This is a genomic window from Saccharothrix obliqua (genome assembly GCF_019375475.1).
Lineage (GTDB): Bacteria > Actinomycetota > Actinomycetes > Mycobacteriales > Pseudonocardiaceae > Actinosynnema > Actinosynnema obliqua.
This window is the reverse complement of sequence record NZ_JAHXGQ010000020.1, coordinates 1-18,778: the sequence shown is the minus strand read 5'-3', so window position 1 is coordinate 18,778 and position 18,778 is coordinate 1. Positions and strand designations below refer to the sequence as shown.

15 protein-coding genes are annotated in these 18,778 nt (G+C 72.4%); 7 read left to right on the top strand and 8 right to left on the bottom strand.

Going from position 1 to position 18,778, the window contains the following annotated elements; all coding sequences use genetic code 11:
* Positions 1-53: 53 nt before the first annotated feature.
* Positions 54-1,379, top strand: coding sequence for a right-handed parallel beta-helix repeat-containing protein (locus tag KZQ38_RS34745; protein WP_219448272.1), 1,326 nt, complete (start codon positions 54-56; stop codon positions 1,377-1,379).
* Positions 1,380-1,381: 2 nt separating this feature from the next.
* Here KZQ38_RS34745 and KZQ38_RS34740 read toward each other — a convergent pair whose 3' ends face one another.
* The gene (locus KZQ38_RS34740; RefSeq protein ID WP_308258736.1) at positions 1,382-2,143 is read right to left on the bottom strand and encodes a hypothetical protein; all 762 of its coding nucleotides are present in this window, start codon (positions 2,141-2,143) and stop codon (positions 1,382-1,384) included.
* 121 nt (positions 2,144-2,264) lie between these two features.
* On the opposite strand from KZQ38_RS34740, the gene KZQ38_RS34735 reads away from it, so the two are divergent.
* A complete protein-coding gene (locus tag KZQ38_RS34735; protein ID WP_219448271.1) occupies positions 2,265-4,742 on the top strand; it encodes an SdrD B-like domain-containing protein in 2,478 nt (825 codons plus the stop codon).
* Between the two features lie 94 nt (positions 4,743-4,836).
* On the opposite strand, the gene KZQ38_RS34730 is transcribed toward KZQ38_RS34735, so the two are convergent.
* Together KZQ38_RS34730 and KZQ38_RS34725 are read right to left on the bottom strand one after the other, a co-directional pair.
* Positions 4,837-5,271, bottom strand: coding sequence for a hypothetical protein (locus KZQ38_RS34730; RefSeq protein ID WP_219448270.1), 435 nt, complete (start codon positions 5,269-5,271; stop codon positions 4,837-4,839).
* A 492-nt stretch (positions 5,272-5,763) separates the two neighbouring features.
* Entirely contained in the window at positions 5,764-6,138 is a 375-nt protein-coding gene (locus KZQ38_RS34725) for a VOC family protein (RefSeq protein ID WP_219448269.1), read from the bottom strand.
* A gap of 73 nt (positions 6,139-6,211) precedes the next feature.
* On the opposite strand from KZQ38_RS34725, the gene KZQ38_RS34720 reads away from it, so the two are divergent.
* The 5 genes from KZQ38_RS34720 to KZQ38_RS34700 all read left to right on the top strand — a co-directional run bounded on the left by KZQ38_RS34720 (position 6,212) and on the right by KZQ38_RS34700 (position 13,031).
* Positions 6,212-7,216, top strand: coding sequence for a serine/threonine protein phosphatase (locus KZQ38_RS34720; protein WP_219448268.1), 1,005 nt, complete (start codon positions 6,212-6,214; stop codon positions 7,214-7,216).
* Positions 7,217-7,355: 139 nt separating this feature from the next.
* Positions 7,356-8,957: a GMC family oxidoreductase gene (locus tag KZQ38_RS37390; protein WP_219448267.1), complete on the top strand. Its 1,602-nt coding sequence runs from the start codon at positions 7,356-7,358 to the stop codon at positions 8,955-8,957.
* Between the two features lie 69 nt (positions 8,958-9,026).
* Entirely contained in the window at positions 9,027-9,743 is a 717-nt protein-coding gene (locus tag KZQ38_RS34710; RefSeq protein ID WP_219448266.1) for an SDR family NAD(P)-dependent oxidoreductase, read from the top strand.
* A 35-nt stretch (positions 9,744-9,778) separates the two neighbouring features.
* Positions 9,779-11,902: an alpha-galactosidase gene (locus KZQ38_RS34705; RefSeq protein WP_219448265.1), complete on the top strand. Its 2,124-nt coding sequence runs from the start codon at positions 9,779-9,781 to the stop codon at positions 11,900-11,902.
* 133 nt (positions 11,903-12,035) lie between these two features.
* Positions 12,036-13,031, top strand: a complete 996-nt coding sequence (locus tag KZQ38_RS34700) for a methyltransferase (RefSeq protein WP_219448264.1) — start codon at positions 12,036-12,038, stop codon at positions 13,029-13,031.
* A gap of 31 nt (positions 13,032-13,062) precedes the next feature.
* Here KZQ38_RS34700 and KZQ38_RS34695 read toward each other — a convergent pair whose 3' ends face one another.
* The 5 genes from KZQ38_RS34695 to KZQ38_RS34675 form a co-directional block, all read right to left on the bottom strand.
* Positions 13,063-14,160 (bottom strand): ParB/RepB/Spo0J family partition protein, encoded by a 1,098-nt coding sequence (locus KZQ38_RS34695; protein WP_219448263.1) that lies wholly within the window; start codon positions 14,158-14,160, stop codon positions 13,063-13,065.
* Positions 14,161-14,891: 731 nt separating this feature from the next.
* Entirely contained in the window at positions 14,892-16,046 is a 1,155-nt protein-coding gene (locus KZQ38_RS34690; protein ID WP_219448262.1) for a 3-deoxy-7-phosphoheptulonate synthase, read from the bottom strand.
* A 51-nt stretch (positions 16,047-16,097) separates the two neighbouring features.
* Positions 16,098-17,012, bottom strand: coding sequence for a glycosyltransferase family 8 protein (locus tag KZQ38_RS34685; RefSeq protein ID WP_219448261.1), 915 nt, complete (start codon positions 17,010-17,012; stop codon positions 16,098-16,100).
* A 16-nt stretch (positions 17,013-17,028) separates the two neighbouring features.
* Positions 17,029-17,283 (bottom strand): acyl carrier protein, encoded by a 255-nt coding sequence (locus KZQ38_RS34680; RefSeq protein WP_219448260.1) that lies wholly within the window; start codon positions 17,281-17,283, stop codon positions 17,029-17,031.
* A 59-nt stretch (positions 17,284-17,342) separates the two neighbouring features.
* The coding region (locus tag KZQ38_RS34675; RefSeq protein ID WP_219448259.1) for a condensation domain-containing protein at positions 17,343-18,778 on the bottom strand (1,436 nt) is incomplete at its 5' end.

Sequence of the window (18,778 nt, the reverse complement as noted above, 5' to 3'; positions counted from 1 at the left end):
GAGTGCCAGACCCGGCCTACCGCGGGCGAATCCGGCAGTCCAGACTGGGCCCCATGCATCGTTCAGGTCTTGTCGCGATCGCGGCGGTGCCGGTGTTGGCGCTGGCCGCCTGTGGCGCCGACGACGGCGGGTCGGCTGCGGGCGAACGACCGGACGGCACGCAGGTGACCATCCGCGTGCCGGTCGACGCCCCGACGATCTCCGCCGCCGTGTCCCTCGCCGAACCCGGTGACCTGGTGCTGGTCGCACCGGGCGTGTACCAGGAGTCGGTCAAGGTCGACAAGGCCTGGGTGACGCTGCGCGGTGAGTCGCGGGATGGCGTCGTCATCGACGGCCGGTTGCGGCAGCCCAACGGCATCGTCGTCACCGCGCCCGGGGTGGCCGTGGAGAACCTGACCGTGCGGAACAACACCCAGAACGGCGTGCTGCTCACCGGTTCGGCGGCGGCGGCCACCGGGTCGCCGGGGCGCGGCGGCTACGACACCGGCGACGAACCGGTCACCTTCCTCAAGTCCTTCCTGGTCTCCCACGTGACCGCCACCCGCAACGGGCTGTACGGCATCTACGCGTTCTCCGCCCAGGACGGCGTCATCGAGCACTCGTACGCGTCCGGATCGGCCGACTCGGGCATCTACGTCGGGCAGTGCAAGCCCTGCCGCATCGTGGTGCGGGACAACGTCGCCGAACTCAACGCGGTCGGCTACGAGGGCACCAACGCCGGCGGTGACATGTACGTGGTGGGCAACCGCCTCGTCGGCAACCGGGTCGGCCTCACCACCAGCTCCGACCACCAGGAGAAGCTGCTGCCGCAGCAGGACGCCCTGGTCGCGGGCAACCTGGTCGCCGACAACCAGCAGCCCTCGACCCCCGAGCAGGCCGACGGCGGGTGGGGCGTGGGCATCGGCGTCGACGGCGGCAGCGACAACCGGTTCGTCCGCAACCGGATCACCGGCCACGTCAACGGCGGGCTGGTGATCACCGCGACCGCCGACGTGCCGCCCAACGGCAACCAGGTCCTGGAGAACGCGTTCGCGGCCAACGCGGTCGACGTCGGCTGGACGTTCCCCACCGCCACCCGCGGCCAGGGCAACTGCCTGCGGGGCAACGACCTCGCGACCACGGTGCCCGACCTGCTCGCGACCACCGCGACCTGCCCGGCCGCCGAACCGTCGCCGTCCGGCACGTGGTCCGCGCCCAAACCGCCGCGCGGCATCCCGTTCACCGACGTGGCCGCGCCCGCACCGCAGCCGCAGCTGCCGAACGCCACCACCGCGGGACCCACCGCCGTACCGGCCACCCCCGCGCTGCCGGACACCGCGAAAGTCGCGCTGCCACCGGCGTCGCTGCTCGCCGACCGCGCGGTGGTGCGGACGTCCTGACGCTACGGCGTCGGGACGACCCCTGGCGCGGGCCGCACCGGCACGTACGGCCGGGCGTCGAAGTCGATGACCACGGACTGCGGCTCGGACGCCACGTCGGCCTGGACCCGGTGCATGGTGCCGTCCGGGTCGAGCCAGTAGCGGACGTTGCCCGCGGTGTCCGGCTTGGCACGCGCGGCCGGTCCGGACATGATGTCGACCCGGCGGCCACCGATCTCGTCCCGACCCACCCAGGCCGCGCCGTTCTGCGGCAGCAGCTCGGCGTTGTCGGGTCGGTCGCTGCCGAGGTCGAGGGCGATGAGCAGCGCGCTGTCCAGCGAGCTGCCCGCCGTCCGCAGCGGACGGCGGTGCCAATCGGAAGCGGGTGGCGTCGCCGGAACCTCCGCCGGGGCGTCCACGACCGGATGGAGGAACACGGTGGTGGTGTTCCACTGGATCAGCCCGTCGCTGGACGTGCCGCGCCCGGCGCCACGCACCACGCCGTACCCGATCTTGGCCCGGTAGTCGACGGAACCGGTGACGACCAGCCCGCCGGAGGTGGTCGGCACGGTGATCGTCACCGCGCGACCACCCGCCTCGTAGTTGCGGAACCGCGTGACCGCCAGCAGATTCGCCTCGTCGGCCGTCAACGGGCGCGGGCCGGCGGGCTCCCGGTCGACGGCCAGGAACGCGGTCACGCCGACCGCCGCGACGACCACGACGCCGATGGCGGTCACCACCCAGCGGGACCGCGGGCGGCGTTGCTGGGCTCGGATGCTCGGCACGCGGCGGGATGCTAACAGGCCCCCTGATTCACCCCCTGATTCACCCGATCCAGCGGCACACCGGAGGACATCGTTCTGGTTGTCTGTGGCGGTTCACAAAGACTTCATCGAGGGGACAGCGATGAGCCGGAGATCCCGGACGCGTATCGGGCGGCGGGCGCGGGTCGGGCTCGCCGGCCTGCTGCTGGCGAGCAGCGCCGTCACCGGAGCGGCGACGCCGTCCGCGGCGGCGCAAGAGGACGGCACGCTGACGGTCCAGGTGTTGCGGGACTTCTTCGGCACCGGCGTGATCAACGCGACGATGGACGTGCCGCAGCAGGGCATGAACGTCGACGTCAGCGACCCGGCGGGCCACCACGTCACCGGCACCACGGACGCCACCGGCAAGGTCGTGGTCCCGCCGTCCAACGTGCTCATCGGCGGTCACTACCGCGTGGACGTCACCGTCCCGGCTCCCTACAGCGACTACCTGCGCGCCGCGCCGGCCTCGACGGCGACCAACCACTTCGACAGCTTCACGACCTTCGTGGACGTGTCGAACGGCAAGGACGACTCGGTGATCACCGGCGTCTGGAACGCCGCCGACTACGCCCTGCCGGACACCCGGTACTTCGTGCCGATCCAGAACGGCGCGCGGGGCCGCGACACCCGGGCGCTGGTGGCGTTCGGGACGGACGCCAGGGGCACGTGCCCGACCGTGGCCTGCCCGACCCCGCTGGTCACCCAGGACAAGGTGGGCACGACGTACGGGCTCGCCTACGACAAGGCCCGGAACCGCTTGTTCCAGAGCGCGTTCGCGCGGCGGTTCACCGCCTACGGACCCGGGGGCGGTGACGCGATCTACACCGTGCCGCTCGACGGCAGCGGCACCGCGCCCCTGTTCGCGAAGGTCCCGGGTGCCGCGGTGACGCCCCACGACACCGCCAACCTGATCAGGGACGGCGGTTTCACCGAGGCGCCGGGCAAGGAGGGCATCGGCGGCATCGCGTTGTCGGAGGACGACAGCACGCTGTACGCGGTGAACCTCCAGTCCCGGTCCCTGGTGAGCTTCGACGCCACCGGGGCCACGGCCGCCGCGCCGCTGGCGACGGTGCCGATCCCGGACCCGGGTTGCGCGGCGGAGGGCGACTGGCGGCCGTTCACGGTCACCGCGCACGACAGCACCCTCTACATCGGTGGTGTGTGCAGCGCGGAGAGCACGCAGAAGCGGACCGACCTCAAGGCCGTCGTCTACGCCTACAAGGGCGACAAGTTCACCGTGGTGCTGTCCCAGGCGTTGACCGGCGAGCGCGGCTACGTCCTGTCCGGGCTGGGTGGGGAGCAGGGCACCCACTGGAACCCCTGGGACACCAGGGTGTCCACTTGGGACAAGCACGACGTCAACGGCAACGGCGCGCTGATCGACCCGCAGCCGCAGGTGGCCGGCATCGTCTTCACGCGTGACGGTTCGATGGTCCTCGGCTTCCGCGACCGGTTCATGGACGCGGCGGGCTGGGGCGGGCTGGACCCGCGGCCGGATAGGCCCGGTACCGAGAACGGGTTCTCCGGCGGCGACATCAACATGGCCTGCGTCAACCCCGCCGGTGGCTACACCTGGGAGGGCACCGGGAACTGCCCCGACCACGCGAACGGCAACAACGACGGTGGTCAGCCCGCGGGCGTGGTCGAGTTCTTCCCCGGTGAGTTCTTCGCGCCGGGTGGTTCGCCCGGACCGCACCAGGAGACCGCGCAGGGTTCGATCGCGTACATCCCCCAGCAGGACTGGATCGTCAGCACGCAGATGGACCCGACCGTCAACGTCGCCACGGGTGGCACGGGCTACTACCACTTCGCGACCGGTGAGGGACCCGGCAACAACCCGAACCGCAACGCGTACGAGTTCGTCAACGACGCGCAGAACGGGTTCGGCAAGGCCGGTGGTCTCGGTGACGTCGCCTACCAGGCCGCGAACGCGCCGATCCAGATCGGCAACCTGGTGTGGTTCGACGGCGACCGCAACGGCGTCCAGGACCCGGGCGACGTGCGGCTGCCGGGTGCGACGATCAACCTGCTGGACTCGACCGGCAAGCAGGTCGCGACGACCAAGACCGACGCGGCGGGCGAATACTACTTCGGCGGCGTGGGCGCGGAGTACGAACTCACCCGCGGCGCGAAGTACACGGTGCAGTTCAACGTGTGCACCGCGGACACCAGCAAGGTCCCGGGTCGGCCGCCGGCCAAGGACGTGGTGTTCACGCTCTCGCAGGTCGGCGACGACCGGGTGCACGACTCGAACGTCGTGCCGCCGACCAGCGGCGAGCTGTGCAACGGGTACGCGCCGGTGACCGCGCCGGCCAACCCCGGCGAGGTCGACCACACGATCGACGCGGGCGTGCACATCCCGCAGCCGGCGCCGACCACGACGACGCCCCCGGTGACCACCGAGCCGCCGACCACGGCGCCGACCACGCCGGCCGCCCCGCCGCACAAGCGGACGGATTCGTTGGCCGACACCGGTGTTTCGGGTCTGCCGTGGGTGATCCTGCTCGGTGTCCTGGTCCTCGGCGCGGGCACGGCCCTCGTGGTCCTGAGCCGGAAGCGGCGCGCCAGGCAGGAGTGAGCGACGAACGCGGGTGAAGCCCGCCCGCCCGGTTCCACGGGCGGGCGGGCTTTTCCGTTCTCACCATGGGTTTTCGCGGCGCACCGCGGTCAGGTCACCACCAGGGGGTGGAGTTGCCGTCGGTGCAGGTGCCGTTCGAGGCGGCCACGTAGCAGGCCCGGAACGCGCGGTTCGGGCTCGGGCTCGACGGGTACGCCTTCGTGTAGTTGCGGTTGCCCGCCGTGTAGGTCGAGAAGTCGTCCGCGACCCGGTCGCCGTTCAGGTCGACCTCGAAGCGGATGAGGTCCTGGGCCTGGTAGTTGAGGATCCGGCCCCAGCCGTACTGGATGCCGCCGCAGTTGCCCTGGCGGACCTGGACGATCCGGCCGTCGACCGTGCGCTCCACCGCCGTGGACGGGTTGGCGCACGTGGCGGGGTTGTCCCACCACGGAGGAGCCGCCGCGGACTGGGCCGCGGCCGTCCCGCCGATCAGCACGGTGCTCGCGGCGGCCGCTGTCACGACAGCCGCGATCTTCATGGTCTTCCTCATTGTTCCCCCTTGTCGCCGATCCAGCGGACGCGGTCGGCGCTCCAGCCCGGGTGTGCGTGCCGAAGCTCCGGCCCGTTCGGCTCGGGCGGCACCCCGTCCGAGGCCGTGCGGAGCCGCCAGGCGGTGTCCTTCGGCGTCAGGTGTTCCGGCACAGCTCGGTGTCGTCACTCCCCGCCGACACGAGCGCCTCGCCGTCCGTGCCTCATGGTCCCACCGCAAGTGGAGGCAGGGCATCAACCCGATCGGGTGAAGCGAGACCCCGCTGGTTTGCGGAGCGCGAACCGTGGTGGAGACGGGTGGGCAGCCGCTTTGGGGCGTGGCTCAGGCGCGGGAGGGTGCGCCGGGGCTGGTGCCGGTGCGTGGACGCGGGAGTCGGCGAGCTGCGGTGGAGTGGTGCGGGGCGGTGCTGATAGGTGTGCGCGCGGGGCTCGCCGTCACCGGCCCGGAGGCGCGGGGGCCGGCCCGGTCGGCGGGTGGCGAAGGCGGTGGTGCTCAGTTCAAGCGGGCGCGGAGGAGGCAGAACTCGTTGCCCTCCGGGTCGGCCAGGCAGTGCCAGGACTCCTCACCGGTCTGCCCGACGTCGACCGGTCGCGCACCGAGTGCCAGCAGGCGCTCGAGTTCGGCGTCCTGGTCGCGGTCGGTGGCGTTGACGTCGAGGTGCATCCGCAGCTTCTCCGTCTTGGGCTTGTCGCTGGGGCTGAAGACCAGCGTCGGCTGCAAGCCGCCGAAGCCCTCCTCCGGCCCGATCTCCACGGCGCCGTCGTCGTAGGTGGCGAGCACGTGGAAGTCCAGCACCGCGCACCAGAACTCCGAGAGCTTCTGCGGGTCCCGGCACTCGACGACCATCTCGGAGATGCGGCAAGCCATGATCGGCATCCTAACGGCGCGACCACCGCCGGCGACAACCGGTCACCGGCGATCCGCATGACACACTCGGTCGGTGACCACTCCCAGAGAGGAACGCCACCACGAGCTTTCGGCCTCGCTGGGCACGCGAAGCGATGCGGAACTCGCCGCGCTCCTGGACGCGGCGCGGGACACCGGGGTCGGTGTGGGCGGCGGGTCGGTGGTGCTCGACGTGGACGGCGTGCCGGTGTTCGCGAAGCGCGTCCCGCTGACCGACCGGGAACTCGCGCACCCGCGCTCCACGGCCAACCTGTTCGACCTGCCGGTGCACTGCCAGTACGGCATCGGCGGCCCGGGGTTCAACGCCTGGCGGGAACTGGCCGCGAACCTCGCGGTCACCGAGGCGCAACTGGCGGGTGGCCCGCCCTCGTTCCCGCTGCTGCACCACTGGCGGGTGCTGCCGGGACGCGCGCCGGTCGCGGCGGAGCACGGTGACGTCGACGCGGTCGTCGCCTTCTACGGCGGCGACCCGGCGGTGCGTGCCCGGCTCGACGCGCTGGCCGCCGCGTCGAGCAGCCTCGTGCTGTTCTCCGAGTACATCCCGCACGCGGTGGTGGACTGGCTGCGCGTGGAGCCGGCGGGCAAGGCCGCCGAGGTGGAGCGCCAGTTCGCGTGGATCGTGGCGGTGCTTCGTGATCAGCGGCTGCTGCACATGGACGGGCATTTCGGCAACATGCGCACCGACGGCGAGCGGATCTACCTCGGTGACTTCGGGCTGGCCACGTCGCCGCGGTTCGACCTGTCGGCCGCGGAGCGTGCCTTTGTCGAGCGCAACGCCGCCCATGACGCTGGCTACGCCGCCATGCGGTTGGTCAACTGGCTGGTGACCGACGTCTGCGGGGTGCCGACGCCGAGCGGCGGCGGTCCGGTCGCCCGCAACGAGTACGTGGCCCGGTGCGCCGCCGGCCACGTCCCGGACGACGTGCCGCCGGTCGTGGCCGCGATCCTGGCCCGGCACGCACCGGCCGCCGCGAAGATGAACGCCTTCTACTGGCGGCTGTTCGACGGCGACTTCCAGGCGGAGCACCCGGAGCTGTAGACCCGTGTTCGACTGCGGAAAGCAGCAGTCGAACACGGCCGAAGTCGTTGCACCGCGAGGTTTCCGAAATTGACACACCGGCACCGGGCGTTCGACGGTGCGTGCCGGACGCGGGAACTGCGATGGGAGCGGGGCTTTCGTGACACGGTTCGACTACGTCATCGTCGGCGCGGGGCCGGCCGGGTGCGTGCTCGCCAACCGCCTGTCCGCGGACCGGGCGGTCGAGGTGCTGCTGATCGAGGCAGGCGGGCCGGACACCAACCCGCTCATCACCATGCCGGGGGGATTCCCCGCGCTGCTGAGCGACCCGGACACCGCGTGGCACTACCGGACCCGGCCGTTCGGCCCGGCGCGTCAGGTCGAGCACTGGGTGCGCGGCCGGACGCTCGGTGGCTCGACCTCGATCAACGGCATGATCTACAACCGCGGCGGCGGCCCGGACTACGACGCGCTCGCCGACCTCGGCAACCCCGGGTGGGGCTGGGCCGACATGCTCCCGGTGTTCAAGGAGATCGAGGACAACCAGCTCGGCGTGTCCGACGTGCGCGGCGAGGGCGGGCCGCTGCACGTCTCGACCACCGACCGCACCGAGCCGCTGCTGGAGGACGTCCTCGCCGCCGGTGTCGAGCTGGGGTGGGAGCGGGCGCGGGACCTCAACGAAACCGACGGCGAGCGCATCGGGTACGCGATGGCCACGATCCGCGGCGGCGAGCGGGTCAGCGCGGCCACCGCCTTCCTGCGCCCCGTGCTGGACCGACCCAACCTGACCGTCGTGGTCGACACGACCGTCGACCGGGTGGTGGTCGAGGGCGGCCGTGCGGTCGGTGTGCGGGGACGTCGCGACGGGCACGCCGTCGAGTACCGCGCCGCCCGGGAAGTGGTGCTGGCGGCGGGCAGCATCGCCACGCCCAGGGTGCTCCAGCTCTCCGGCATCGGTCCCGCGGCGACGCTGCGCGCGGCGGGCGTCGAGGTCGTGGTGGAGAGCCCGAACGTCGGCAACCGGATGCGCGAGCACCGCATGTTCCGGTCCCAGTTCCGGCTCACCGAGGACGTCGGCTACAACCGGCTGCTCGGCACCGAGGACGGGCGACGGGCCGCGGAGGAGATGTACCACGCGGACCGGCGGGGGCCGCTGGCCGCGCCTTCGTTCGACATCATCGGCTTCTTCAAGACCCGTCCCGAGCTGAGCCGTCCCGACGCCCAGTTCCAGGTCGCGCCGTTCTCGATGCGGCTGCCCGAGCCCGGGAAGTTCCCGGAGGTCGAACGCGCGCCGGGCATGTGGTGCATCGCCTACGCGCTCCACCCGGACAGCGAGGGCAGCGTCCACATCACGTCGGCCGACCCCGACGCGCCGTTGGCCATCGACCCCAACTACTACGCCACCGAATCGGATCGCGCCGCGGCGGTGGCCGTGTTCCGGGGGGTGCGCCGCTTGTTCGCCACCGAGGCGTTGTCGCGGTGGATCGACCACGAGGTGGTGCCCGGCCCCGAGGTGCGGACCGACCGGGAGATCGTCGAGCACGGCATGGCGGAGGGGCTGTGCGGCTACCACGCCATCGGCACCTGTGCGATGGGGCCGCGTGACGACGACGTCGTGGACTCGCGGCTGCGGGTGCGCGGCCTGGCCGGCCTGCGCGTCGTGGACGCGTCCGTGCTGCCGACCATGCTCTCCGGCAACCCCACCGGTCCGGTCACCGCCCTGGCGTGGCGGGCCGCCGACCTGATCGCGGCCGAGGCGTGACCGCGGCTCCGGCGACAGCACCGGCCGCCGAACTGGTCGGGAACGAACACCGGCTGTTAGCGTCGCGCCATGATTCCGAAAAAGTCGGCGATCGTGACGGGTGGCGGTACGGGTATCGGGCGCGCGGTCGCGGAGGAGTTGCTCGCGATCGGTTTCGAAGTGGTCATCACGGGTCGTCGCGCGGACGTGCTGAAAACCACCGCGGCGGAAATCGGGGCGGTGCCGCTCGATTTCGACGTGACCCGGCCGGAACAGGTGGAGGCCGCTCTCCGGGAATTACCGGCCACGGTGCACGTGTTGGTGAACAACGCCGGCGGGAACACCGACATCGGCCGCCCGCCGGCGGCCACGCTCGCCGACCTACGGGATTCCTGGACGGCGAACTTCGAGGCGAACGTGATCGGCGCGGTGCTGCTGACCAACGCGCTCGCGGAACGCATCGCCGACGGCGGTCGGATCATCAACATCAGCTCGATCGCCGCGCGCAAGGGCGTCGACGGCTACGGCGCGGCCAAAGCGGCGGTCGAGACGTGGACCGGCCAGCTCGCCCGTGAGCTGGGGCCGCGCGGCATCACCGTGAACGCGATCGCGCCGGGCCTGGTCGACGAGACGGGGTTCTTCGGCGGCGAGCTGCCCGCGGCGCACCGGGACGTGGTCCTCGCGCACACGCCGACCGGGCGGTTGGGGCTCCCGGCCGACATCGCCGCCGTCGCGGGTTTCCTCGCCGGCGACCGGTCCGGCCAGCTGACCGGCCAGGTGATCCCGGTCGACGGCGGGGCCGAGTAACGACACCCGGTCCGAGCGACGACGAGGTGCGGTCGATGAGCGATGTCATCCACTACGCGGCGCGGGCGCGGGTCTGGGTCCTCGACACACCCTCCACCTCCTACGCGTTGCACCTCACCCCGGGAGGCCGCCTGGTCAACCTGCACTGGGGTGAGCGGATCTCCCCGGCCGACGCGGCGCACCTCGCGGAACAGCTCGGCGACGACTGGGTGGGCGGCGCGGAAACCGCCTTCGACGGGATCGAGGAGTACCCCGTCGAGGGCGGTGTGCGTTACCGCGAACCGGCGCTCTCGGTCCGGTTCGCGGATCGGACCCGCGGCGTCGAGCCGCGTTTCTCCGGAGCGGAGACGGTCGACTCCGGCACGACGCTCCGGTTGTGCTTCGAGGACGAGCACTACCCCCTCCGCTGCACCCTCAACTACCGCGTTCTGCCCGATTGCGACGTCGTCGAGCGGTGGGTGGACCTCGTCCACACCGGGGACGCCGCGGACGGTGGGATCGAGGTGCTGGTCGCGGCGTCGGCGACCTGGACGGCGCCGTTCCTCACCGGCTACCGGATGAGCCACCTGCACGGCCTGTGGTACGGGGAGAGCAGGCTGGACCGCGCGGAGGTCGCGCCGGGCTCGGCACTGGTGATCACCAGCCGGACCGGTGCGACGGGCCACTTCGCGAACCCCTGGTTCGCCGTGGACGACGGCACCGCGCTGGAGGACAGCGGCCGGGTGTGGAGCGGCGCACTGGCGTGGAGCGGGTCGTGGCGGATCGCCGCGCACCGGTCGCCCAACGGCAGGCTCCAGGTCGCCGGCGGCCTCGGCCACGAGGGCGTCCAGGTCGGGGTGCTCACCCCGGAGCGGCCGTTCACCACCCCCGTCTTCGCCGGCCTCCACTCGGCGCGGGGGTTCGGCGGCGCGAGCGAGCAGTGGCACGCGTACGTGGCCGGGCACGTCCTGCCCCGGCCGGGGTACGTGCGGCCGGTGCTGTTCAACTCCTGGGAGGCCACCGGTTTCGGCATCGACGAGGAGAACCAGCTCCGGCTCGCGGAGACGGCGAGCCGCCTCGGCGCGGAGCTGTTCGTCGTGGACGACGGGTGGTTCCGGGGCCGGACCGGCGACCACGCGGGCCTCGGCGACTGGACGCCGGACCCCGGGCGCTTCCCGCGGGGCCTGCGCCCGGTGGTCGACCGCGTGCACGAGCTGGGGATGGGTTTCGGCCTCTGGGTCGAGCCCGAGATGGTGAACCCCGACAGCGACCTGTACCGGGCGCACCCGGACTGGGTCTACCACTTCCCGCACCGCGAGCGCGGCGAGTCACGCCACCAGCTCGTGCTGAACCTGGCCCGCCCGGACGTGGCCGAATGGGTGCACGCGCAGGTGGACGGGCTCGTGCGGGAACACCGGGTCGACTACCTCAAGTGGGACATGAACCGACCGTTCAGCGAAGTCGGCTGGCCCGCCGAAAACCACCCGGACCGCGTCTGGGTCGACCACGTGCGCAATCTCTACGCGATTCTCGACCGGTTGCGGCGGGAGCACCCGGGTGTCGCCTTCGAGACGTGTTCGGGCGGTGGCGGGCGACTGGACCTCGGGATGCTCGCCCGCAGTGACGTGGTGTGGGCCAGCGACAACACCGACGGGCTCGACCGGTTGGCGATCCAGCACGGTTTCACGCAGGTGTACCCGCCCCGCGTCATGCTGGGCTGGGTCACCGACGACCACCTGAACCGGGGCGGCACGCCGCTGCGCTGGCGGTTCCACGTCGCGATGGCCGGCGTGCTGGGCATCGGCGGCGACGTGGCGGCCTGGGACGAGGAGCGGCTGGCGGAGGCGGCTCGGCACATCGCCCAGTACAAGGCCGTCCGGCCGGTCGTCCAGCAGGGGCTGCTGCACCGGCTGGAGGCGCCCGGCACGGGCGACCACCGGACGGCGGTGCAGTACGTCTCGGCGGACCGGCGGGAGTCGGTGGTGCTCGCCTGGCTGCACGCCCGGCAATTCCGCTCCGCGAAACCACCGTTGCGGCTGCGCGGACTGGAATCGGGCGCGGTGTACGAGTTGGTGGGCACGGGCACCACGTGGTCGGGGGATTTGCTGATGAATCACGGTATCGCCCTGCCGCTGACCGGCGACTTCGACAGCCGGCTGCTCCACTTCGTCCGCCGCTGACCGGTCGGCGCATTAGCGCCGGAGTCGCGAATTGCCGAGTCGGCGAATTCACCGCACCCGGTGGTGATACGCTGCCGTTCCGGTGTCAGTGGTGACGCCAAAAGCACCCCACACGAACAGGAGGAATACTCACATGTCGACGAACGCGGGGCGCTCGTTGCGTGAGATGGCCGGATTGGCGACGCCGATGTCCCTGCGGGTGGCGGCCACCCTCGAACTCGCCGACGCCGCGGGCACGACCGGCGCCACCGCCCGGGCGCTGGCCGACAAGGCGGGTGTCGCGGAGGAGCCGCTGCGACGGGTCCTCGACCACCTGGTCACCATCGGCGCGTTCGCGCGCGAGGGCGACCGCTACGTGGCCACGCCGGAGGGGCGGCAGCTCAGCCGCGACGACCCGAGCGGCATCTGGCCGATGCTCGACATCAACAGCGCGATCGGCCGCGCGGAACTGGCGCTCGTGGAGCTGCTGCCCGCCGTGGTCGACGAGTCCTCGGCGTACGCGCGCCGGTACGGCCAGGACTTCTGGCGCGACCTCGCCGAGCGGTCCGAGCTGCGGGAGTCGTTCGACCGGACGATGGCGGTCCGGTTCCGGGACTTCGCGCCGCAGATCAGCACGCGGTACGACTGGTCGCGGTTCCCGACCGTGGTGGACGTGGGCGGCGGCGCGGCCACGCTGCTGGTCGAGATCCTGCGCGCCCACCCGGCGGTGACCGGCCGGCTGGTCGAACTCGCGCCCACCGCCGAGGCGGCGACCGAGGCGCTGGCGGCGGCGGGGCTGGCCGACCGCGCGGAAGCGGTGAGCGGGAGCTTCTTCGACCCCCTGCCCACCGGGGCGGACGCCTACGTCCTGTCCGACATCCTGCACAACTGGAACGCGGCGAAGGCCCGGGAGATCCTCGCGGGCTGCGCCCGTGCGGCGGGGCCGGGCGGCCACGTGATCGTCGTGGAGCAGTTGCGGGAGGAAGCCGCCGACACGGCGATCGACCTGTTCATGCTGAGCACGTTCGGCGGCCGGGAGCGCACCAGCGCCGAACTGGCGGAACTGGCCGAGCCGTGCGGTCTGGTGCTGCGCGACACCGTGCAGGTGGCGGACGCCCGCACCCTGCTGGAGTTCGAGGTCGCCGGCTGACCGGCGCGAACCGGTCGCGGGGCGGGTGCGCCTACCCCGCCAGCCAGGAGTCCGACCGGGGGTTCTCCTCGGCCTTCTCCACCTCGTCGAGGTAGTCGACGAAGTGGTTGAGCATCTCGGCCATCGCCCGGGTGACCTTCGGCATCAGCTTGACGCAGTGGGGCGGCAGGCCCGCGATGAACTCGTGCGGGTCCCGGTGCACCCGGATGTTCAGCTGCACCCACTGGATCAGCACCCGACCCGCGTCCGTGCCCCGCAGGGCCGGGTCCCGGGCGAGCGTCTCGGCCACCGACATCGACAGCCGCAGCGGGTCCGCCCGCTCCACCTCGCGCCGGGCGCCGGACCGCTGCCCGCGGTTCGCGCCCGGCGTGGCGCCGTCCGGGTCGAGCGCGAGCTTGCGCACCGCCTGCGCGGTGGACACCGAGATGCCCGCCGCGGCTGCGATCTCGCGGATCGTGGCCTTCGGGTGGGTGGCGATGTAGGCCATCGCGGTGCGGCGGCGCTCCTCGGAGTTCGTCGGCCGCACCCGCCCGTCCGTGCCCACCCGCGAGTCGCCCGGCTCGTCCAGCCGCGACCGGGTCCGGATCGTGCCGATCGTCTTGGCCGACAACCCGGACAGCCGGGCCAGGGAGCGGTCGGAATACTGCGGGTACAGGCGGATCAGCTGCTCGGCGGCCGTCCGGCGGTCGGCCCGGCTCAGGGGCAGGCCGTGCCGGGTGTTGGACTGCACCGCCAGCAGGTACGCCGACCGCTCGTCGCCGTCGAAGTAGTGGGCGGCGATGGTGGACTGCCCGCCCAGCTGGGCGGCGCGGAGCCGGTGGGTGCCGTCGATGACCCGCATGGTCGCCCGGTCGACGACGATCGGCGGCAGGTCGGGCAACGCCTCCGCGAGCTTCACCACGTGGTCGACGTCCACACCGGACAGTCGCAGGCACTGCGAGGGCAGCAGGGACGCCACCGGGATGAAGTGCGTCTTCGAGCGGTCGACGCCGGGCGTGGGCGTGGTGCCGACCCTCTGCCGGACGACGTCCACGTTCGCCCGGCAGAGGGTTGGTTCACCACGTCGGTGCCCGGACAGCTTCTCGACGCGATGTCGGTGCAGGTCGTCGACCTTCTTCTGGGTGGACAACGTTCCTCCGTCTCTGGTGGATGAGCGCGCGAGCCGGTCCGCGACCGCCCCTCCGCCCGCGATCGGTCCCGGCCGCGCGGGGACGCCGCGGACCCCGGCCGGCGCGACGCGCTGACGCCGCCCGCGGCGGAGCCCGGTGGTGGCTGCCTTTCCCGCCGTCACCGGTCCATCGACGGTGGTGGACCGGTGACGCGGTGATGCGCCGATCCCGCGGTCGCCGCCGCCCGGGAGCGGGCGGCGGCGATCAACCGGTGAAAGGGGGATCGGCGGTCACGGGGGAGCGGTCGCCGGTTCAACGCGGCGGTACCCGTCGGGCGCGGAAGTGCCGGCCGGCGGGAGTGGCGGTGCCCGAGGACGGTGCGGCGTAGCTCGGATCTTTGCCTGCATACGAGAAGCCGGACACCGTTTCCCCCGTGATGTGAGCGATGGCGGTAGCGCCGCAGGCGACCCGCCTGGCCTCGTTGATCAGTCTCGCGGGGCATCCCGACGGGGACAAGAGCGCCTGTCGGCTAACCCCCGAACAGACCAAACGCCGCACCGGGGACGGGACACGCGAACCACGCGACCTCCAGCGCACCGCGGAAGAACCCCCGTGAAATCCCCTGTGCGCGGCCATCCGCGCATAGACCCGCGTCGGCAATTCACCTGCGGCATGGTCAATCGGAATGGTTCACGCGCGTGGTTCGCGGGCACTGTCCGCAGCGGACCGGAACGCCGGCGCGGTCCGCGCGTCAGCCGGCGAGGACGTCCGCGAACCGGTCGACCAGCGCCGCGGCCTGGTCGGGGTTGAGCCGGGGGTCGCACGCCGAGGTGTACCGGTGCGGGTCCGGCCCGGTGCCCAGGTCCTCGTCGGTGTCCACGCACTCGACCACCTCGTCCGGGGTGACCTCCAGGTGCAGGCCGCCGGGGTGCGCGCCGTGCTGCCGGAGCACGGCGCAGAACCGCTCGACCTCGTCGGCCATCCACCCCAGCACGCGCGTCTTCAACCCCCGCGCCGAGCGGATCGTGTTGCCGTGCATGGGATCGCTCAGCCACACGACCCGGTGCGCGTCCTCGCCCAGCGCCCGCACGACCGGTGGCAGCCGCTCGCCGACCCGGTCGACGCCCATCCGGACGACCAGGCTCAACCGGCCCGGCGTCCCGTTCCCGAGCAGGCGCGTCACCAACGCCACCACGTCGGCGACGGCGGCGTCCGGCCCGATCTTCACGCCGACCGGGTTGGTGATGCCCGCGGCGAACTCGACGTGCGCGCCGCCCGGGTCGCGGGTGCGCTCGCCGATCCACACCGAGTGCGCGGAGGAGGCGAACACGCCGCCGCGCACCTGGTCCGGGCGCAGCAGGGCGCGTTCGTAGTCCAGCAGCAGCGCCTCGTGGCTGGTGTACGTGGCGGGTCCCGCGGCGAGCGTCCGGAGACCGCGGGCCGCGTGGTCGTAGGCCGCCAGCAGCCGGCGGGGGTCGGGCCGCCGGGCCTCACCGGTCGCCGTGAGGTCGTTGACCGCGTCGCCGAGGTAGACGGGGATCTCGACGCCGTCCGCCCCGGTCTCGACCTGGTACGACCGGGGTTTGGCGTACTGGCCCGCCAACCGGCCGACCACGACCGGCGCCCGGCCCGTCCGGCGCAGCCGCCCGCCCAGCTCGTGCAGCTGCCCGGCCTTGGCCCGGACGCGGTCCGGCGCCGAGTCGGTGAACAGCTCGGCGCAGTCGCCCGCCTGGAGCACGACCTTCTCGCCCCGCGCCACCGCGGCCAGCTCGTCCACCAGGTCGGCGCAGTCCCGGGCGTCCACCAGCGGTGGCGACCCGCTCAGCCGGTGGAGCACTTCACGCAGGGTGTCCGGCTCCGACCACGCCGGCTGGTGCGCGGCGATCAGCCCCGATGCAGTGGTCACGATCGTCCTTCGGTGATAGGGCGGAGGGCGGCGGCGCGCGGGGCGCGCCCGTTACTCATGCGCGACGACCCGGTGCAGGTAACGCCGGTAGAGCCGCAGCGACGGCCCGTCCGGGCAGTTGTCCTGCCAGGGCTTGTGCCTGCCGCTGAAGTGCAGGATCGACGCGCGGGACTCGTCCTGGAGCAGGGAGCGCAGCGGCTGCACCGACTCCGCGCGGTGCACGTAGTCGGGCCGGGCCGCGATCGTGGACATCGGGAAGGTGTTCCAGCGCGGGTTGAGGCGTTCCCAGCCGCCGTCGGCCGCCCAGTTCAGGGCGTCCTGGTCGTGGTGCACCGCCAGCTCCGGGTACCGCACCAGGAACTCGTCGGCCCGCTCGAACAGGTCGGTGTCCGCGCACGCCTGGAGGTCGAACAGGATCAGGCCCGCGTTGAAGTATTCCCGGTCGACGGGCACGCCCAGCTTCCGCCACCGCTCGGACGCCTCCCGGTAGCGGAACCGCGGCCCGGTGGGGTCCACCACCGCGGCCAGCGGGTGACCGCCGGTCGACTGCGCCAGCAGCGGTTCTATGTCGCTGAGCACGACCATGTCCGCGTCGACGTAGAGAACGCGTTGCTCGTCGGGGAACATGTCCCCGATCCGCAACCGCAGGTACGTCGCCTTGGTGATCCGCGACGAGACCGGGAGGTCCTGCCCGGCCACCTCCGCGCGCCGCAACTCCAGGTGCAGGCCCAGGCGCGTGGCGTGGAAGCGCAAGCGCTCGATGCTCTCCGGGCTCAGGTCCTCGTGCAGCACGATCACCCGCATCACGTCCAGGACGTGCGCGTTGGCGTCGGCCAACGATTCCATGAGCACGCACAGCGGTAGGACGAAACGGCTGTCGATGGCGCAGACGATGGGCGTGGAACCGGTGCGGGACTGCATTGGGCGGGCCCTGGTGCGGAGGCCGCTGCTGTCCGTCGGGGTCATTGCGTCCTGTCCTTCCTCAGCCGGCGATGCGCACGATGTGCTCCGCGAGCAGACCGATCGACCGGGCGTCGCGGATGACGTCGTCGCGGTCGCTCAGGGAGATGTCGAAGTCGTTCTCGACCTTGGTCAGCAGTTGCAGCAGCGCCACGGAGTCGAACCCGGCGACCGACACCAGGTCGTCGTCCTCACCGGGGGGCGCTCCGTCGTGGTCGGGCAGCAGTTCGCCGACCCACGTCCTGAGCCGGGCAACCACCGTGGATCTGTCGGGCATCGCGTCCTCCGCGCTCGGTCGGGTCCGGGCGGGACCCGGGTCGTGGTCGGGTTGCCGGGTCACCGTCCGCTGTGGACGAACGCGTCCCGGAACTGCTCGGCGGCGGGCGCGGTCGGCACGCCGGTCGCCATCCGCACGGCGAAGTCCTCCAGGGCCAGCAGGACCGGGTGGGGTCCGGGCACCGGGACGTGCCGCCGGTCCAGCATCACCACGGGTTCGGGACCGCCGGGGCTCTGCCGGATCTCGACGTAGAACCGGTTGTCGTAGAAGTCGATGACCTCCGTCGGCCTCAGTTCGGTGCGCGAGCGCAGGTCGGCGAGCCGCTCGACCGGGTGCGCGGGTGGCCGCGGGCCGCCCGTCGCCAGGTCGCGGAAGTCGTTGTGCATCACGTCCAGCCGGGCGGGGTCGAGGATCGCGTCCAGCTCCGGGACGCGGTACCGTCCCATCGCGTAACCGCGGATGCCGGCGGCCATCGACCGCTGCACGACCTCGTCGAACGGCGCGTCGTCCACCGCGACGTCGAACGCGCAGGCTTGGGAGATGTTGCCGATGTAGCTCCGCTCGGCGGGCGTGAACCGGTTGGAGACCATGCACCGCAACACGCTCACCGGCCGCCCGGAGAGCGCCGAGACGGCCACCGCGGTGAGCGCGATGTAGACCGTGGGGGTGGTGACCCGGTTCCGCAGCGCGATGTGGTCGACGGCCGCGCCCAGCGCCGGTGAGCACATCGAGGAGCGCAGCCAGCGCCCCGGCGGGTCGAACGGCACCTCCTCGGCGAAGTTGGTCACGTCCACGCGCTCGATCAGGTCGCGCCACCGGGCCAGGGCACGCCGGTTGAGCGCTTCGCCGTCCGGGCCGTTCTCCTCCCGCGCCCGCGACACGGGCGTCAGCGGCGGCGGTTCGGCGTCGACCTCCGCACCGGCGAGCCGCGCGGTGATCTCCTCCACCAGCCGGTTGCGGCCCAGGCCGTCGATCGACAGGTGCGAGATCACCAGCAGCAGCCAGGTCGGGCGGTCGCCGTCGTGCAGGATCGTCGCGCGCACCGGGAGTTCGGTGTCGTGCCGGAACGACCGGGCCGCCAGCTCGTTCGCGAGGTCGGTCGGCGCACCGTCCGAAGAGGACCGGACCCGCACGGTCAGCTCGCCGGTCGCGGCGACCCGCTGCGACACCGTCCCGTCGGGCGCTTCGGCGTAGGTCGTGCGCAGTGCCTCGTGGCGCGCCAGCAGGTCACCCAGCACGGTCCCGACGGCCGCCACGTCCGGGCCGGGTGGCACGGGCACCGCGAACCGCACGTTCAGGTACGCGTCGTGCGGCTGGAACTTCCGCACGGCCAGCCAGATCCCGAACTGCGACCAGCTCAGCGGCGCGGTGGCCGCGGTGGACGTGAACGGGACGGTGACGGTCGACGGCACCGGCCGGGTGGACAGGGGCATACCGGTCAACTCCTCGTTCGGATCGCCGCGGTGGCTGTGCCGCGCGACCGGGTGGTCAGATC

What these genes read in the sequence shown, in the direction of transcription:
- KZQ38_RS34705 (WP_219448265.1), top strand. Translation starts at nt 9,779, where the DNA reads ATGAGCGATGTCATCCACTACGCGGCGCGGGCGCGGGTCTGGGTCCTC.
- KZQ38_RS34710 (WP_219448266.1), top strand. Translation starts at nt 9,027, where the DNA reads ATGATTCCGAAAAAGTCGGCGATCGTGACGGGTGGCGGTACGGGTATC.
- KZQ38_RS34700 (WP_219448264.1), top strand. Translation starts at nt 12,036, where the DNA reads ATGTCGACGAACGCGGGGCGCTCGTTGCGTGAGATGGCCGGATTGGCG.
- KZQ38_RS34730 (WP_219448270.1), bottom strand. Translation starts at nt 5,271, where the DNA reads ATGAGGAAGACCATGAAGATCGCGGCTGTCGTGACAGCGGCCGCCGCG.
- KZQ38_RS34680 (WP_219448260.1), bottom strand. Translation starts at nt 17,283, where the DNA reads ATGCCCGACAGATCCACGGTGGTTGCCCGGCTCAGGACGTGGGTCGGC.
- KZQ38_RS34745 (WP_219448272.1), top strand. Translation starts at nt 54, where the DNA reads ATGCATCGTTCAGGTCTTGTCGCGATCGCGGCGGTGCCGGTGTTGGCG.
- KZQ38_RS34685 (WP_219448261.1), bottom strand. Translation starts at nt 17,012, where the DNA reads ATGACCCCGACGGACAGCAGCGGCCTCCGCACCAGGGCCCGCCCAATG.
- KZQ38_RS34725 (WP_219448269.1), bottom strand. Translation starts at nt 6,138, where the DNA reads ATGGCTTGCCGCATCTCCGAGATGGTCGTCGAGTGCCGGGACCCGCAG.
- KZQ38_RS34735 (WP_219448271.1), top strand. Translation starts at nt 2,265, where the DNA reads ATGAGCCGGAGATCCCGGACGCGTATCGGGCGGCGGGCGCGGGTCGGG.